Annotated in this window: 16 protein-coding genes; 10 read left to right on the top strand and 6 right to left on the bottom strand. The window is 73.5% G+C overall.

What is annotated here, in order from left to right; translation table 11 throughout:
* Nucleotides 1–45: 45 nt before the first annotated feature.
* The 7 genes from I6A81_RS14845 (at nucleotide 46) to I6A81_RS44870 (ending at nucleotide 7,665) form a co-directional block, all read left to right on the top strand.
* Nucleotides 46–1,905 carry a serine/threonine-protein kinase gene (locus I6A81_RS14845; protein ID WP_203001830.1) on the top strand — a complete coding sequence of 620 codons (1,860 nt, stop codon included), beginning with the start codon at nucleotides 46–48 and terminating at the stop codon, nucleotides 1,903–1,905.
* A 275-nt stretch (nucleotides 1,906–2,180) separates the two neighbouring features.
* Nucleotides 2,181–2,597 (top strand): DUF1257 domain-containing protein, encoded by a 417-nt coding sequence (locus I6A81_RS14840; RefSeq protein ID WP_203001831.1) that lies wholly within the window; start codon nucleotides 2,181–2,183, stop codon nucleotides 2,595–2,597.
* A 304-nt stretch (nucleotides 2,598–2,901) separates the two neighbouring features.
* On the top strand, nucleotides 2,902–3,474 hold the full coding sequence (locus I6A81_RS14835; RefSeq protein WP_203001832.1) for a hypothetical protein: 573 nt from the start codon (nucleotides 2,902–2,904) through the stop codon (nucleotides 3,472–3,474).
* Nucleotides 3,471–5,120: an Hsp70 family protein gene (locus I6A81_RS14830; RefSeq protein WP_203001833.1), complete on the top strand. Its 1,650-nt coding sequence runs from the start codon at nucleotides 3,471–3,473 to the stop codon at nucleotides 5,118–5,120. Before I6A81_RS14835 ends, I6A81_RS14830 begins: the two co-directional genes overlap by 4 nt.
* Before the next feature lie 133 nt (nucleotides 5,121–5,253).
* Nucleotides 5,254–5,475 carry a DUF2997 domain-containing protein gene (locus I6A81_RS45570; RefSeq protein ID WP_203001834.1) on the top strand — a complete coding sequence of 74 codons (222 nt, stop codon included), beginning with the start codon at nucleotides 5,254–5,256 and terminating at the stop codon, nucleotides 5,473–5,475.
* The gene (locus I6A81_RS14820) at nucleotides 5,469–6,098 is read left to right on the top strand and encodes a 4Fe-4S single cluster domain-containing protein (protein WP_203001835.1); all 630 of its coding nucleotides are present in this window, start codon (nucleotides 5,469–5,471) and stop codon (nucleotides 6,096–6,098) included. The genes I6A81_RS45570 and I6A81_RS14820 overlap by 7 nt, the downstream gene beginning before the upstream one ends.
* A gap of 22 nt (nucleotides 6,099–6,120) precedes the next feature.
* Nucleotides 6,121–7,665: an AAA family ATPase gene (locus I6A81_RS44870; RefSeq protein WP_203001836.1), complete on the top strand. Its 1,545-nt coding sequence runs from the start codon at nucleotides 6,121–6,123 to the stop codon at nucleotides 7,663–7,665.
* Between the two features lie 112 nt (nucleotides 7,666–7,777).
* Here the strand turns inward: I6A81_RS44870 and I6A81_RS14810 are convergent, their stop codons facing one another.
* From I6A81_RS14810 to I6A81_RS14800, 3 genes are all read right to left on the bottom strand, one after another.
* Entirely contained in the window at nucleotides 7,778–8,566 is a 789-nt protein-coding gene (locus tag I6A81_RS14810; protein WP_307874674.1) for a hypothetical protein, read from the bottom strand.
* 411 nt (nucleotides 8,567–8,977) lie between these two features.
* On the bottom strand, nucleotides 8,978–9,967 hold the full coding sequence (locus I6A81_RS14805; protein WP_203001837.1) for an ROK family protein: 990 nt from the start codon (nucleotides 9,965–9,967) through the stop codon (nucleotides 8,978–8,980).
* 124 nt (nucleotides 9,968–10,091) lie between these two features.
* Nucleotides 10,092–11,333: a lipase family protein gene (locus I6A81_RS14800; protein ID WP_307874673.1), complete on the bottom strand. Its 1,242-nt coding sequence runs from the start codon at nucleotides 11,331–11,333 to the stop codon at nucleotides 10,092–10,094.
* 434 nt (nucleotides 11,334–11,767) lie between these two features.
* Between I6A81_RS14800 and I6A81_RS14795 the strand changes: the two genes are divergently transcribed.
* Entirely contained in the window at nucleotides 11,768–12,520 is a 753-nt protein-coding gene (locus I6A81_RS14795; protein WP_238428642.1) for a DedA family protein, read from the top strand.
* 681 nt (nucleotides 12,521–13,201) lie between these two features.
* Here the strand turns inward: I6A81_RS14795 and I6A81_RS14790 are convergent.
* Nucleotides 13,202–13,540: a P-II family nitrogen regulator gene (locus I6A81_RS14790; protein WP_203001839.1), complete on the bottom strand. Its 339-nt coding sequence runs from the start codon at nucleotides 13,538–13,540 to the stop codon at nucleotides 13,202–13,204.
* Nucleotides 13,541–13,643: 103 nt separating this feature from the next.
* Here I6A81_RS14790 and I6A81_RS14785 point away from each other — a divergent pair, with 103 nt between their 5' ends.
* Nucleotides 13,644–14,186, top strand: a complete 543-nt coding sequence (locus tag I6A81_RS14785) for a YbhB/YbcL family Raf kinase inhibitor-like protein (RefSeq protein ID WP_203001840.1) — start codon at nucleotides 13,644–13,646, stop codon at nucleotides 14,184–14,186.
* 141 nt (nucleotides 14,187–14,327) lie between these two features.
* Nucleotides 14,328–14,459 (top strand): DLW-39 family protein, encoded by a 132-nt coding sequence (locus I6A81_RS14780; protein ID WP_238428626.1) that lies wholly within the window; start codon nucleotides 14,328–14,330, stop codon nucleotides 14,457–14,459.
* Nucleotides 14,460–14,842: 383 nt separating this feature from the next.
* Here I6A81_RS14780 and I6A81_RS45565 read toward each other — a convergent pair whose 3' ends face one another.
* Both I6A81_RS45565 and I6A81_RS14770 read right to left on the bottom strand, forming a co-directional pair.
* The gene (locus tag I6A81_RS45565; protein WP_307874671.1) at nucleotides 14,843–15,745 is read right to left on the bottom strand and encodes an ABC transporter permease; all 903 of its coding nucleotides are present in this window, start codon (nucleotides 15,743–15,745) and stop codon (nucleotides 14,843–14,845) included.
* Nucleotides 15,746–15,798: 53 nt separating this feature from the next.
* Nucleotides 15,799–16,779, bottom strand: a 981-nt coding sequence (locus I6A81_RS14770) for an ABC transporter permease (protein ID WP_407661303.1), incomplete at its 5' end; no start/stop codon positions are given.

Genomic DNA, 16,779 nt, shown 5'->3' with positions numbered 1-16,779 from the left:
TGCGAGCCCGCCCCCGGCTCGCGGACGCAAGGAGGACGATCCCGCGTGAAACCGCTGCGCGCCGACGATCCTCGCGCCGTCGGCGGCTACCGGCTACTCGGCGCCCTCGGCTCGGGCGGAATGGGCCGCGTATACCTGGCGCGCAGCCAGGGCGGCAGGAACGTCGCCGTCAAGGTGATCCGCCCCGAGTTCGCTGACAACCCCACGTTCCGGCTCCGGTTCCGCCGGGAGGTCGAGGCGGCCCGACGGGTCGGCGGCCCGTGGACGGCCCCACTGGTCGACGCCGACCCCGACGCCGAGTACCCGTACCTCGTCACCACGTACATCCCCGGGCCTTCGCTGACCCAGGCGGTGGCCGGGCGCGGCCCGCTGCCCGCGCCGACCGTGCGCACGCTCGGCGCCGGCCTCGCCGAGGCCCTGATCGCCATTCACGACACCGGCCTGGTCCACCGCGATCTCAAGCCGTCCAACGTGCTGCTCAGCCTGGACGGACCGCGGGTCATCGACTTCGGCGTCTCCAGGGCCATCGACGCCACCGTGCTCACCCACACCGGCGCGCCGATCGGCTCCCCCGCGTTCATGTCGCCGGAGCAGGTCAGGGGCGCCGAGGCGGGTCCGGCTAGCGACGTCTTCTCCCTCGGCGCCGTCCTGGTGTTCGCCGCGACCGGCGCGGGCCCGTTCGACGGCCCCATCGTCGCGGCGGTGATGCACAACGTCCTCAACCGCGAGCCGGATCTCGACGCCCTGCCCGCCGACCTGCGCGACCTCGTCCGGGCCTGCCTGCGCAGGGTCCCGGAGGCCCGCCCCACCCCCGCCGCGGTGCTGGCCTCGCTCGCTCCGGACGGCGACGCCGCCGCGCTGGTCGCCGCCGGGTGGCTGCCGCCGGACCTGGTCACCAGCCTGAGCCGGCAGGCCGTCGCCCTCCTCGACCTCGAGGCGCCCACCGGTCCGGGCCTGGATGGGTCTGCCTCCGCCCCGGGGACCTCGGAGCTGGGCTCCACGCCGGATTCCCGCTCTGGTCCCACGCAGTTCGTGCCAACCCACGCCACCGCGTCGCCGACACCCCAGCCATCGGCATCCCAGCCGCCGACACCACAGCCAGCAACACCACAGCCATCGACACCTTGGCCATCGACACCCTGGCCACCAGCACCGTGGCCACCAGCACCCCAGCCGCTGACGTCCCAGCCGTCGACACCCGGCCCGTCGACACCCTGGCCATCGACCGGCCAGCCCCCGGCGGACCGGTCCGGCCCTCCTTCCGGCCGGCGGAACCAGCGTCGGCTGATCGCGCTGGCGTCGGCGGGCGCCCTGGGCCTGGCCGCCATCGTGGCACTGATCGTCTTCCTGGCGACCACTCCGGTGTCCAGCGAGAACGATGGGCGGCCGCCAGCGACACCGGACGGCCCCAGCGCCACACCCGGCGGCTCCACCGCGCCCGGTGGCTCGGACACCCCCACCCCGCCGCCGACCGGTTCCGACCCGCCCCGCGAATCCGCCACGCCACGTCCTGGTTCGCTGCCCGAGGGCTATGCCGGCGAGTGGGCGGGACAGGTGACGTCCCAGCTCGGCATCGTCCAGGACGTGGTGATCACGCTGCGGGAGGGCGAGAGCGGTCAGGTACTCGGTCATGCCGAGTTCACCCTGACAGGACTCGCCGCCGCGCTCGGCGACGTGACCTGCGTCGGTGACCTGCGGTTCGTCGGCTTCGGCGGCGCCGGCGGCGACGAGGTGGTCCTCACGGACGTCCCCGGCTCCGGAAACAACTCGACGGTGCTCGGCTTCCCCGCCTGCACGGAGGGCGGGACGATGCGCCTGCTCCTGCGGCCCGACGGCGGGCTGGCCTTCGCCTCGGACGAGGACGACGCCGGCCGGCCGACCGGCACCCTGGCCCGCCGCTCCTGACCGTCGCCCGCCGAGTCCGCCCCGCGCCCCGCGGCCCGCGGCCCGCGGCCGGCGGCCGGCGGCCGGCGGCCGGGCGAGGCGACGCCCGTTGGCACTGTCGGACATCGCGCCGTCGGGCATCGGCACTGTCGGAAAGGCGACGCCGGCCAACGTTCGCGAAGAGTGCCGGATCGGTCGCGCGAAGATCCTACGATCGGACGGAAGGCCGACGGTCGCGGACGAGGATCGGGCCGACGCCCGAGCACGGTCCTGGCGGGGCGAGGAGGCGGGCCGAGATGTCGCACTTCACCCAGCTACGCACGAAGATCACCGAGCTGGAGCACCTGGTGGCGGCCCTCGCCGACGTCGGTTACGCGACCGTCGAGACCCACGACGAGGCGCGGCCCCTCCGTGGCTACCAGGGCGACAGGCGCCGGCAGCGCGCGCACGTGATCGTGCGGCGCCAGCACGTCGGCGCCGCGTCGAACGACCTCGGCTTCGAACGCCAGGAGGACGGCACGTTCCGGGCCTGGATCAGTGAGTACGACGTCCGCGAGCTCGGCGCGGGGTGGCTGGGCAGGGTCGAGGCCCGCTACGCCTACCACGCCACCCGCGCCACCCTCGCCCGCCAGGGCTTCTCCGTGGCCCGCGAGGAGACCGACCGCGACGGCACCGTACGTCTCGTCCTGACCCGCCAGGCCACCGGTTTCTGAGCGGAGACGGTCGTGCGGGTGCTCGATGTCCGCCTCGTCAGGTCCTACGTGGTCTCGGCCGAGGAGGTCTGACCATCAGCCGCGGGCGAGCCGACGGCGGGCCGGCGCGCCAGGTGGGCGCTCTGGGCACTCCGCCGCTCCCCGCGGACGTGGGAGCGCTGGGCGTGGCCGGCGCGTGACTGCCCGCGGCCGGCGTCCCGGCCACGGTCCCGCGGCACCGGTTCCGTTTCGACATCCACCTCATGGGCACCGCTGGCGACGCGATCCGCGCCGGCCGGCACGACATCGAACCAGGTTGAGGATCATGGCTCTCTTCCGCCGCCAGGACCGGGCGACCGCCGGCACCGCCGAGACCGTACCGGCCCCGGCGGGCTCGGCCGATGTGCCACGTGAAACCGTCGCGGGCCAGCTGAGCGCGGGTGAGGCCGCCTTCGAGCTGCGGGAGGCGCTGGGACGGATCCGCGAGCTGGAACATGACCTGGAGGCGGCCCGCCGGGAGGCCGGCCGGGCCGGCGCGGCCGGGGCCGGGGCAGCCGTCGACGAGGTCGCCGAGGCGATCGCCACCCCGCTCGCCCATCTGGCCACCCAGGTGGCGCTGGTCCGGGCCGGCGGCGGCGTCCTCACCGTCGACGACCTGGCCGAGGCCGCCGGCCGGCTGTTCAGGGCGCTCGAGCGCGCCGGCATCCTGCTGGACGGCGACGTCGGCGCCGCCGCGGCCTTCGACCCGACGCGGCACCTGCCACCGGCCGGCGGGGAGCCGGCGCCCGGGACGGCGGTGGTGCTCCGCTCGCCCGCGGTCCGGGTCGTCGGCGGCCGGGTCGTCCGCCGCTCGACCGTGACCGCCGGCGCCGGCGAGGCGGGCGGGGAGGCCGGATGAGCGGGCGGCTGGGGATCGACTTCGGGACGTCGAACAGCGTCGTCGCCACCTGGGACGAGCGCGCCGGGCAGGCGAGGACCGTGGCGATGCCCGAGCTCGGCGTCGACCGGCGCCTCGACGGGCCGGACCGGCTAGGCGGGCAGGGCGGCGCCGAGGTGATGCACGTGGTGCCGTCGCTGCTGCACGTGGCCGGGCCGCGCACCACCTGGTACGGCGGCCAGGTGGTGCGACGCGGCCTCTACGAGCACCCGCTGACGTTCCGCTGGATGAAGCGCTACGTGTCCCAGCGGGCGGCGCCGGTGGGGCGGCGGCTGCCGGACGGGCGCCGGATGACGCCCGTCGAGGCGGCCGAGGACTTCCTCGTCCGGCTGGTCCAGGACGCGGCCGTCGAGGCCGGCGGCGGGCTGGACGAGGAGGTCGCCTTCTCGGTGCCGGTCGAGTCGTTCGAGCACTACGACGCCTGGCTGCGCGGCGTCGCCGAGACGGCCGGGGTGCGCCGGTTCCGGCTGATCGACGAGGCCAGCGCGGCCGCCCTCGGCTACGGCGCCCGCATCCAGCCCGGCGACGTCTACCTCGTCTTCGACTTCGGCGGCGGCACGCTCGACGTCTCCGTCGTCCGGATCGAGGAGGAGTCGGCCTCCCCCATCGGCGGAGCCGGCGGCGGGCGGCGCTGCCGGGTGCTCGGCAAGCGTGGCGCGGACGTCGGCGGCGCGAGCATCGACGGCTGGCTGTTCGCCGAGGTGCTGCGCCGCGGCCGGCGTTCGTCGTCCGACGAGGACGTCCGGCGGATGTCGGCCGAGCTGCTGGTCCGCTGCGAGGCGGCCAAGGAGGCGCTGTCCACCGCCCGCTCGGCCGAGATCAGCGCCCAGGACCCGGAGACGGGGCGGGTGCTCGACGCCGAGGTCACCCGCGACGAGCTGGAGGAGCTGCTCGACGCCCAGGGCCTGTACACCGACGTCGAGCGGGTCATCGGCTCCGCGCTCGGCAAGGCGAGGGACAAGGGCTTCGACGAGGACAGCGTCAAGCAGGTACTGCTCGTCGGCGGCAGCTCGCTGATCCCGTCGGTGCGCACCCAGGTGCGCCGCCGGTTCGGCCGTGACCGGGTGGCGATGTCGCGGCCGCTGGACGTCGTCGCCGCCGGCGCCGCGGCGTTCGTCGCCGGCGTCGACTTCTACGACCACATCCAGCACGACTACGCCGTCCGCCACGTCAACGCGACCACCGGCGCCTACGAGTACCGCACGGTCGTCGAGGCCGGCACCAGCTACCCGACCAGGGACACCGTCACGACTCTGACCGTCAAGGCGACGTTCGACGGCCAGCACGAACTGGGCCTGGCCATCTTCGAGCTGTCCGAGCCCGCCGCCCGCTCCGGCGGTGACGCCCCGGTGGAGCTGATGTTCGACGGGGCCGGCGCGGCCCGGCTGGTGCCGGCCGACGCGCACGAGCAGCGCGAGCGCACCCACTTCTGGATGAACGCCGACGCCCCGACGTTCCTCGTCGCGGACCCGCCGGGCCGGCGCGGCGAGGACCGCTTCACCGTCGAGTTCCACGTCGACGACGGCAAGCGTCTGCTGGTCACGGCCCGCGACCTGCGCACCGGCCGCCTCGTCCACCACCGGACCCCGGTGGTCCGCCTCACCTAGGAGACTCCTGCCAGGCCACCGGTGTCCGGTACCCGACTCGGCGTACCAGTCGCGAAGAGTGCCCGGCCCATCGCGTGCCGGACCTACGATCGAGTCGGCGTGTGGGTGCCCATGTCCGCACCGGAGGTGCGCGGTGGCTACTGAGCAGGTCGAGGTCACGATCAGCCCGGACGGCAAGGTCTCGATCAAGGTGTCGGGGGTCGGCGGCAACCGGTGCCTGGCGACCACGGCCGACCTGGAGCGGGCGCTCGGGGGCGAGGTCGTCGAGCGCGAGATGACCGGCGAGGCGTACCAGTCGGGCGCGGTCGACCAGGAGGCCCGGCAGCGGACCGGCTGGAGCGGCCGGTCGTGGTGAGCCCCGCCGGGCAGGTCCCCGAGCTGCGGGTGCACGCCGTGCTGCCGCGGTCGCGGGCGAACGGGCCCGGCCTGCGCACGGTCGTCTGGACCCAGGGCTGTGCGCTGGGCTGCCGCGGCTGCTTCAACCCCCAGACGCACGCGGCCGGCGACGCCGGCGCCGCGTGGGCCGTGCCGGCGCTGGCGGAGCACGTCGCCTCGTTCGGGACGGACGGCGTGACGATCAGCGGCGGGGAGCCGTTGGAGCAGGCGGACGCCGTCGTGGAGCTGGCGCGGCTGTGCGCGGGCCACGGGCTGTCGGTGATCGTCCTCACCGGGTTCGCGATGCCGGCGCTGCGCGAGCGGCGGCCGCGGCTGGTGGCGGCGCTGGCCGAGCACGTGGACGTGCTGGTGGCCGGTCCGTACGTGGCGGCCCGCCGGGTCGCGGCCGGGCTGCGCGGCTCGGACAACAAGACGGTGCATGTCTTCTCGGGCCGGCACACGCTGGCCGAGCTGGCCGAGGTGCCGGTGGCGGAGGCGACGGTCGGGCCGGACGGCACCGTCGTCCTCACCGGCGTCGACCCGGTCGCCGCCGTCCAGGCGCGCGCCGGCCCCGTCGGGGCAGGGGTGCGGGCGGGCGCATGACGGCGCGGGCGGGAGCGTGCGGGTGACGGAGTCGTTCGGCGACACGCTGGTGACCTATCTGCGCGCACGGTTCCCCCTCGTCGTCGTGACGACGGTCGAGGAGACGCGGGCGGTCGAGGTGATCGCCGCGGCCGCCCAGGAGACCGGCCGCCGCTGCGTCACCTGGGACATCGGCGGCGGCTTCGGCTCGCTGTCCGATGGCCCTGGGTCATCCGGCGGACCGGTGCCGTCCATCACCGACCCGGCCGCCGCGCTCGAGCACATCATCCGCACGTCGAACGACGACATGTCCGTCTACGTGCTGAAGGACTTCCACGAGTTCTGGAAGGACGTGCTGGTCAAGCGCCGGCTGCGCAACGCCGCCCAGGCGCTGCGCCGCAAGCGGGCGACGATCGTCGTCACCGAGGTCACCGGCAAGGTGCCGCGCGAGCTGACCGACGAGGCGGTGGCGCTGGAGTTCCCGCTGCCGACCGACGAGGAGCTCGCCCGCACGCTGGACCAGCTGGCCCGCCAGGCCGGGGTGAAGATCTCCCTGACTCCGCTCGGCCGGAGCAAGCTGGTGCGGGCCGCGTCCGGACTGACCCGCGTCGAGGCGGAGCGCGCGCTGTCGAAGGTGTTCGTGACCGACCGCCGGGTCGACGACAACACGATCGACGTCATCAACGAGGAGAAGAAGCAGATCCTGCGCGAGACGCAGGCGGTCGAGTTCTACCCGGCACACGAGACTCCGGACGATGTCGGCGGCCTCGACGTGCTGAAGAACTGGCTCCGGCTGCGCGAGCGGGCCTTCTCCCCGGAGGCGGCCGAGTACGGCCTGCCGGCGCCGAAGGGGATCGCGCTGGTCGGCATCCCGGGCACCGGCAAGTCGCTGACCGCGAAGATGATCGGCGGCCTGTGGCGGCTGCCGCTGCTGCGTCTCGACGTCGGCGCGCTGTTCGGCTCGCTCGTCGGCGAGTCCGAGGAGCGGGTGCGCACCGCGCTGCGGCTCACCGAGGCGATCGCGCCGTGCGTGCTGTGGATCGACGAGATCGAGAAGGCACTCGCCGCCGGCGGCCTGGACGGCGGGACGTCGATGCGGGTGTTCGGCACGATCCTGTCCTGGATGCAGGACAAGACCGCGCCCGTGTTCGTCGTCGCCACCGCGAACGACATCACCAGCCTGCCGCCGGAGTTGCTGCGCCGGGGCCGATTCGACGAGGTCTTCTTCCTGGATCTGCCGACCGAGCGGGAACGCCGCGACATCTTCACGGTGCACCTGGCGAAGCGGCGCCGGCTGCCGGCCGAGTTCGACCTGGACCGGCTCGCGAAGGCCTCCGTCGGGTTCGTCGGCGCGGAGATCGAGCAGGCCGTCATCGACGCGCTGTACGGCGCCTTCGCCGACGACGGCCGCGACATCACGACCCACGACGTCATGGGCGCCCTGGCCCGCGGCGTGCCGCTGTCCCGCTCGCGGCGCGAGGTCATCGAGTCGCTGCGCGACTGGCTGCGCCAGGGCCGCGCCCAGTCCGCGTCCTTCGCCGAGAAGACCCTCGCCGAGAGCTCCTTCGTCCCCTTCGAGATCGACTAGCTTCCCTTCCAGACCGGCCGGCTGGACCAGGACGGACCACGATGTCGCACTTCACCCGCACGAAGAGGCCCGCTACGCCTACCGCACCACCCAGGCCATCCGGACCGGGCGTCTAGCGGTCGCGGAGACGGTAGCGGGACCAGGGCAGGGGATCGTCGGGGCCGCGGCGCTGCCGCGGCGCGGCGGCCGGCGGGGACGCGGGCGGCGGCTGGAGCGCGGGCGGCGTGGGCGGGAGTGGCGGGACCGGCCTGGCCGGGCCGAGCGGGCCGGCGCCGGAGCCGTTGCCCCAGGCCGTGGCGGCGGGGCGCGGCGGGGACGAGGCGCGGGTGCTCTGGTAGCCGAGGGCGATCTCGGCCCGGGCCAGCCAGTCGAGATCGAGGGCCGGGTCGACGTCGGTCAGCAGCGTGTCGATCCGCTCGACGAGCGCGTCCGCCTCGGGGCCGCGGCGCTGGCGGCGGGCGGCCATCGCCCAGCGGCTGGCCGCGTTCTCCAGGTCGGCGCGCGGACTGGTGTCGTGCAGGCCGCGCTGGACGAGCGCGGCGAACTCGTCGGACAGGCGGCTGGACCCGGGCCGCTCCGCCAGGGCGACCAGCTCCCCGGCCAGCCCCAGCGCCCGGCCCCACGCGAACATGCCGGCATGGCGGCGCGGCAGCGTCGCGAGCTGGCTGACCCAGCTGGCCGTCACGCCCAGGCTCCTCGCGACGGCGGACAGGCCCCGGCGGGAACCGTCCTCGGGCAGCAGCTCGTGGACGGTCATCGCCTGCAGGCTAGCCCGGTTGTCCGACAGCTCGCGCAGCGCCCGCCAGCGGACGGCCGGCGGCGCCGCGGCCAGCAGCCGCGCCACGTCGGTCAGAAGATCGTCCACCTGCCGGTCGACTTGGTCGTCCCGCCGGTCACCCACCCACGCCGCCTTCCACCTCGTTTATTGCCGCTCAATTCTTGTTAAGTGCCACTAAAACGTTGCAATTCGTCATCGAGTGATCACGGAGATGTTCAGGGAGGCGCGCGGCGATGGGGCGGGGGCGGCGCGCGAAAACTCGCGAGCCGGCGCCCGGACGCACTCCGGTCACCCTCGCGAACCCATGGCGAACCCACCCCTGAAGGGTCGCCGACGGTGGGCGGAGCCGGTCACGCGGGTCGGCTCCAGGGCACCGTCGACTACCCGGACGCGGGGAGCACGGCGCCGACGGCCGATGCCGAGGACACCTCCACGGCGCCGGTGAGATCCGGTGAGGGCCGTCAGCAACGGCTGAGGCACCCCAACGGGGTGGTGGGGGTCGACCCGGCCCAGCCGGGCGAGCGTCGGCCGAGGTCAGTGCCCGCCGGGGACGATCGGCGACGGGTAGCCGGGAGGCGGGCCGGCGGCCCAGGCGGCGGCGCCGAGGGCCCCGGCGAAGCCGTCGACGGCGGTGACGATCCGCGGCGTCTCCACCAGCACGGTGTGCTGGGACATGACCTCGTCGATGTGCGGCCGGAAGGCGGGCAGGCCCGCCGCCACGCCGCCACCGAACACGATGACCTCCGGCGCCAGCGCGCTGGCGAGCCCGGACAGCGCGACGCCGAGGGCGCGCCCGGCGCGGACGACCAGCCGGCCGCACGCGGGCTCGACGTCGGCGAGACCGACGACGTGGCTGGGAGAGACCAGCTCGGGGCGCCCGTCGACCGCCTCGGCGAGCGCGGGCGCGGCGCCGGTCCTGACCAGGTCGGCGCCCAGCTCGGACAGCGACCTGCCGCCGGCGATCGACTCCAGGCAGCCGATCGCGCCGCAGCCGCACTTGCGCCCGTTGTCCGGCTCGATCGGCATGTGGCCGATCTCGCCGCCGCGGCGCTGGTAGCCAAGCCGCAGCTGGCCGTCGGACGCGATGGCGCCGCCGATGCCGGTGCCGAGGGTGACGAAGACGGCGTCCGACGCCCCCGCGGCGACGCCGTGCCGCAGCTGGCCGTAGGCGAAGGCCCTGGCGTCGTTGGCGAGGCTGACCGGCCGGCCGGTCGCGTCCGCGAGCTCGCGGCCGATGGCCCGGGCGGGCCAGTCGCCGGCGATGTTCGGGACGACGAGCAGCCTGCCGCCCACCGGGTCGAGCGCGCCGGCGACGGCCACGCCGAGCGCCCGCGCGTCCGGGTGCTCGGTGGCGACTCCGGCCAGCGCGCCGAGCACGGCGTCGACGCCGGTCCGCGGCGTCGGCACCTTGCCCCGCGCGGTCACCTCGCCGTCGACGAGGGTCACCCACTTGATCGAGGTGCCGCCGAGGTCCAGGCCGAGAACCGGGCCCGTTGCCGCGCCACTCGCGTTGTGCTGCGTCACCGCGCCATTCTCCGCTTCCTGTCCGGGGCAATGAACGATGTCCGGTCCACACGTCGTCAAGTTCCCGAGTACCCGGCGCTACCGTCCCGATTCGCCCAGTTCTGCCGGGTTCCGCGCGGACCCGTCAGCAGATGTCGTGGACCGGGGCGGAGGTGGCCGCGAACAGGTTCGCGATCCAGGCGTCCATGTCGCCGGCGGACGCGGGGAAGATCGTGCTGTGGCCGGCGCCCGGATAGCGCCGGTAGTCGACCACGGTGCCCGTCGCGCACAGGTCCCGGACCACGCCGTCGGTGACCTCCCGGCCGATGACGTCGTCGGCGTCGCCCTGGATCAGCAGCACCGGCGGCATCCGCCGCAGGACGGCCGTTCGCTGGGCGGCGAACGCGGAGGCGAACGGCTCGGTGGTCAGCGGGTCGGTGACGAACAGGTCCGCGGCGCTGACACCCACGCTCGCCGCCAGCAGGTCCACCGCGCACTCCTGACGCGCGACCGAGAGCATCCGCCGGCCTTCGGCGGTGAGCTCGTCGTCGAGCCGGACACCCGGCCTGGTCACCGACACCCCGAAGGCCGCCAGCAGGACGTAGGCGACGCCGCTGTCGTTGTGCTGGAGCAGCCCACGCAGTGACCGTGACAGGTCCACCAGCGGCGCCATCGCCACCACCCCGCGCAGATCGAGGTCCGGCGCGTAGGTGGCGGCCAGCGCCCCGGCGGCGAGCGCCGCCTGCCCGCCCTGCGAATACCCCCAGGCGACGACCTCGCTGCCCGCGCGCGCCCGGGGAACCCCGCGCGCGGCGCGGGCGATGTCGAGCATCGCCTGGCCCTCCGGGCGCGCCGCGTAGATGGCGTGCTCCCCCGGGCCGCCGAGGCCGACGTAGTCGGCGGCGGCGACCACGTACCCGGCGCGCACGAGCGACAGGGTGGCGCCGAGGGCGGCCAGCGTCGGTTCCAGCCGGGACGGCGCGCAGGCGTCGGCCAGGCCGGTGGTGCCGTGCCCGAAGGCGACCACCGGCCGCCCGCCGGCCGGCACCGCGTCGCCGGGGCCGGAGGCCGGCGCGAGCACCACCCCGGTCGCCGCCACGTCGGCCCCGTTGTGGTCGGTGGTGTGGTAGGCGACCCGCCAGACGAGCACGTCGGCCGCGCCCGGCAGCCTCTCGGCCGAGATCAGCTGGCCGGGCGCGCCCGGCGGCACGTCCGCCAGCGGCTCCACGCTCGGCGACTGGCTCGCGCCTGGCGCGGTGGCCTCGACCGGCCCGAAGAGCCCGCAGCCGGCGAGCGGTGCCACCGCGAGCACACCGGCCGTCGCGGCGGCGAGGGCCAGTCGCCGCGCGTTCCGCCGGCCCGGTCTGCCCTGCGCTGCCACACCCACAGCCTGAGGGTATTAACCGCCTGTATCGACCCATGTTTCACATGAGCCCTATCGGGTCGACATGGCCAGTCACACAACCCCGACCGGGACACGCACTACGGACGAACCATCGTCAACGGATCGGTCGGGGCGCGGGCGCGCGGAACGGCGGGCGCGGGGAAACGCCGGTCGACGACCCGCGGGCTCCCGCCGCGCCGGGCGGTTACTGCCGCAACGGACACGCTGGATACGCTGGCAAGGATCCATGTCCTGTCTGCCCGCGGGCGGACCCGGCGATCCGCTGGCGCGGAGCGATGGGCCCCTGCTCCGGGTCCCGATGTCGCGCCCCACGCGACCACGGCGGTTCACCGCTGTTCGGCCAGACCCGTGACCGCTCCGGAGGACCGCCTGTGACCACACCCCTTGCGACGTCCCTCGCGACGAACACGCTCGCCATGCCCGGCTTCCTGGACGCCGACACGCTCGCCAAGGCCGGCCTCGTGGTGATGCTGCTCATCATCTTCGCGGAGTCGGGACTTCTGATCGGTTTCTTCCTGCCGGGCGACTCCCTGCTGTTCACCTACGGCATGCTGATCGCCCGCGGCGAGGTGGACACCCCGATCTGGCTTGCCTGCGGGTTGATCGGGATCGCGGCGTTCGCGGGTGACCAGGCCGGCTACCTGTTCGGCCGCAAGGTCGGACCCGCGCTGTTCCGCCGGCCGAACTCCCGGCTGTTCAAGCAGGAGAACGTCACCAAGGCCCACGAGTTCTTCGAACGCCACGGGCCGCGCTCGATCGTCCTGGCGCGCTTCGTGCCGGTGGTCCGCACGTTCACCCCGATCGTCGCCGGCGTCAGCCGGATGAACTACCGCACGTTCGTCGTCTACAACATCATCGGCGCCGTGCTGTGGGGCATCGGCGTCACCCTCCTCGGCTACTTCCTCGGCCGGATCGGGTTCATCCGGGACAACGTCGAGGCGATCCTCATCCTGATCGTCCTGATCTCGGTGCTTCCGATCGCCTTCGAACTGCTGCGCGCCCGCCGCAACCGCAAGAAGCAGCCCCTCCCGCTCCAGGACCGCCACTTCCCGTCCTCAGGCGGCGCCGACCACCTGGGGGCCGACGACCGCGAGGCGACCCAGGTCCTCTCCCGCGCCCGCCTGACCCCGGAGGACCGCCCCACCGGCGGCGGCCGCCACCGTCGTTAGCAACCGCCACCGCCGCTGGACAGGCCAGCCTCACCGGGCCCACCAGCCCAGAAACGCCCTCCCCGCCACCTCGGCGCGGAGGGCGTTTCTGGGCGCGGCCCAGGAATCCGAGCGGGTCGAAGGAAGGTGACGCTCCGCCGACGGCAACGCGCGAAACGCGAGCCACCCAGGTTGTCGGGCGAAGCCCCTGCCACAGGACTTAAGGAAGGTCCCCCCAGGGCAGACATCGTGACCTACGGCAGCCACCCGACCCGCAGCCCCGCCGGCCGCGGCCCGCCAGGCGAAGCGCGAGCCCACAGGGGTACCAGGGCGAAGCCCCGACCACGGCAGTTCCAGGAAGGTCCCCCGGGGCAGACACGTGACCTATGGGAGCCACCGACCATCAACCTGACCGGGCGAAGCGCGAAGCGCGAGCCCCGGCGGGGGTGTCGGGGGCGGAGCCCCTGTCACGGGGGTTCCAGGGGGTCGTGCCCCTGGGCAGACATCACGACCCCGGCGAAGGTGCCAAGCACCGAGCAGGAAACGCGAACGCCCGGGCGGCGCACCCATCGATACGGGGGGATTCGAGGGATACGCCGCCCGGGACAAGCCCTACCTTACAGGGTTGCGGGGCGTCTGTCGCTTGGCGACAGAACAACGGATGCCATCTGTGTGCCCACTCACTGGAACTCCTGCTGGAGCTCAGAGCGCGTCGAGGCCGCGCTCGCCGGTGCGCACCCTGGCCAGGGCGTCGACCGGCATGACCCAGATCTTTCCAGCGCCGCTGGCGCTGCTCGCCGCGGAGCGCGTGATCACGTTGACGACGTCCTCGGCGTCGGTGTCGGCGACGAGGATCTCCAGCCGGACGTTGCTGACCGCCTCATCATGGAATGTCTGCCCCCGGTACGAGCTGGTACGCCACAGCTCCATTCCGTAACCGGTCGCCTGGCTGATTGTCATCCCATGTATGCCAAACGTAGTCAGCGCGGCGCGGACGTCAGCCACCCGGTGCGGGCGGAGGATTGCGGTGACAAGCTTCACGACCAAGCCCCACTCATGCGTTCGGACTGCGGTTTTTGTCCCGACAAAGCGTAGAGCCGACGCGTGCCGGGTTCTCTTGGCCCACACTCTTGGAGGACGACGTATGTCGCTCGCCGACCGCGCCCCGGCTCCCGACCCGATCGACCTGCTCCCGCCCGCGCCGACGTTCGGCGTGACCAGCACGGATCTGACTGACGGCCAGCCGATGCCAGCGGCGCAGGTGTTCTCCGGCGCCGGCGGCGCCGACCTCTCGCCGCACCTGTCCTGGTCGGGCTTCCCGGCGGAGACGAAGAGCTTCGCGGTCACCTGCTTCGACCCGGACGCGCCGACCGGTTCCGGCTTCTGGCACTGGGTGCTCGTCGACATTCCGGCCTCCGTCACGGAGCTGGCCACCGCCGCCGCCTCCGGTGACCTGAGCGGACTGCCGACCGGTGCCTACCACGTGCGCAGCGACTGGGGAACGAAGCAGTACGGCGGCGCGGCACCGCCGGAGGGCGATCGTCCGCACCGGTACGTGTTCGTCGTGCACGCCGTCGACGTGCCGAAGCTGGAGATCACCGACGAGGTCGCGCCCGCGGTCGTCGGCTTCAACCTCGCCTTCCACACGCTGGCGCGGGCCGTCCTGCGGGTGACCTACCAGCGCTGAGCGCGCCCGCCGGCCGCGGCGCCTGGCCGTGGGCACCGGCGGCGCGGGTGGACCGAGCGGGCGGGCGGCGACCGCTCGACGGGGATACGTTGACGTGCGGGGTCTGAGAATCCCAGGAATCCGGACAAGGGAGAGCGTCGGATGATGCGCAAGCTTGCGTTGATCGCCGCGGTCGCCAGCGCCGCCGCGCTGGCCGTCCGCCGGCGCCGGGACAAGGGCGAGCAGATCGACCTGTGGCGCGAGGCGACCTCCTCCGCGGACCCGCGTCCCTGACTCCGCGGGCCCGCGTCTCCGAGGTCTCCCCGTAGATCTTGGCGGGACGCCTGGGCCGCCGATCCGCGCACATCCGACGATCATCAGCCCGTGAGGGCCCGGCTCCTTCCTTGATCGTTGGATGTGTGCGCGGTCGGGCGGTTTCTGCCCGCTTTGTCCCTGAACTTCGCGCGGATCTGGTGATCTACCAAGGAGACCGCGCCGAGACATGGCCAAGATCGACGATTGTGTGCGCCGATCGGCGGTTCGGGACTCACGAAAATGATCCACGAGGGAAGTCGGAGCCCGGACGACGGGCGAGGCCGGAGGATCCGCCGATCCTCCGGCCTCTTCTCGTTTTCGCCGGCTCGTCCACCGGGATCGCCATCGGCCGCCGGGGTCGCTCACGCGGGCGTCGTGGGGGCGTCCTCGGCCGGTGGGCGGGCGCGCCGGCCGCGGCCGGCGACGGCGCCCACGCCGGCGAGGAGCACACCGCCGACGAAGATGATCGTCGCCATCACGTTGACCTGCGGCGGGACGCCGACCCTGGTCGCGCCGAACACCCACAGCGGGAAGGTCAGGGTGTTGCCCGCGTTGAACGTCGTGATGATGAACTCGTCGATCGACAGCGCGAACGCGAGCAGCGCGCCCGACAGCACACCCGGGAAGATCATCGGCAGCGTGACCAGCCGGAACGTCGCGAACGGCCCGGCGCCCAGGTCACGGGCCGCCTCCTCGAGGCTCACGTCGTAGCCGGCGAGCCGGGTGCTGACGACGATCGCGACATACGAGATGTTGAACATCGAGTGGGCGATCAGGATCGTCAGGAAGCCGCGCGGCACCCCGAGCGTGATGAACAGCGAGAGCAACGACGCCCCGAGCACGACCTCCGGCGCCGAGATGTTCGCGAACAGCAGCAGGTTCAGGCCGTTCTTGCCGCGGAACACGTGCTTGCCCAGCGCCATCCCGATCATCGTGCCGAGGACGGTCGCGATGAGCATCGACAGCAGGGCGATGGTCAGCGAGTTCTTCAGCGCCGTGGTCAGGTCGGGAATCGCGCCGACGTCCCGCCACCACTTCAGCGTGAAGCCCTGCCAGGTGTTGTTCTGCTTGCTCTTGGTGTCGTTGAAGCCGAAGGCGATCATCGCGAGGATCGGCGCGACCAGCCAGAGCAGCACCAGCCACGTGTAGGCGTGCAGGAAGTGCTCGCCCAGCCGGCGCCGCCGGCGGGGGCGACGCCCGGCGGAGGCGGCGGCCCCGGCCGGCTTCTCCTCGGTGGCTGGGCCAATGAGCCTTTTCCGTCTCACCCGAGCGCTGAGACTCCGGACCCTGTCTGGTGAGGACGACGGAAGAGGCTCAGTCATCGGGTGCTCATCTCGAAGACGTCCCGGGTGCCGAGCACCCGCGCGTACAGGAAGATCCCGACGAGCAGGATCGCCATCAGGATGAACGAGAGCGCGGACGCGAGCGGATAGTCCGCGTTCGTCAGGTACGTCGTCTGGATGATGTTGCCGATCATCGTGTCGTTGGTGCCGCCGAGGATCGACGAGTTGACGTAGTCCGACGTCGCCGGGACGAACGTGAGCAGCACCCCGGCGAACACGCCGGGCAGCGACAGCGGGAGAACGACCCGGCCGAACACCGCGGCCCGGCCGGCGTAGAGGTCGCCGGCGGCCTCGATCAGCTTCGGGTCGACCCGCTCCAGCGCCACGTAGATCGGCAGCAGCATGAACGGGAAGAAGTTGTAGGCGAGGCCGGCGACGACCGCCGTCGAGGTGGCGAGGACCCGGAAGTCGTCGGCCAGCAGGCCGACGTCCTTGAGGTTGCCGAGCACGATGCCGTTGTCGGCGAGCAGGAACTTCCAGGAGACGGTCCTGATCACGAACGAGACGAAGAACGGCGCCAGCACCAGGAACAGGTACATCGACTTGCGCCCGCCGGCGTGGAAGGCGATCCAGTAGGCCATCGGGTAGGCGAGGACGATCGTGATCAGGGTCGCCAGCCCGCCGTACTGGAACGACCGGACGAGCTGGTCGGAGTAGGTCGAGATCGCGTCGGGGTAGATGCCGAAGTTGAAGGTCTGGCGGAAGCCGTCCAGCAGGTTCCCGGTCTGCAGCGAGACCGAGAGCATGACCAGCATGGGGACGACGAAGAAGATCACCAGCCACAGCCCGCCGGGCAGCGCCAGCAGGTAGGGGGTGAACGGGGAGCGCCACCGCCCGGCCCGCCGGCGGCGGGCGGAGGCCCCCCGAGGGGCCGGCGGGCCGGCGGCCCCCGCCCGGGGGGCCCCCGCCCGGGCCCCCCCGCCCCCCCCCGCCCCGGCGGCGGGGGGGCCCCCGGG

This window comes from Frankia nepalensis, assembly GCF_016786325.1.
GTDB classification, from domain to species: domain Bacteria; phylum Actinomycetota; class Actinomycetes; order Frankiales; family Frankiaceae; genus Pseudofrankia; species Pseudofrankia nepalensis.
The sequence above is the reverse complement of the archived record's forward strand: the minus strand, read 5'-3'. Positions and strand labels throughout refer to the sequence as shown.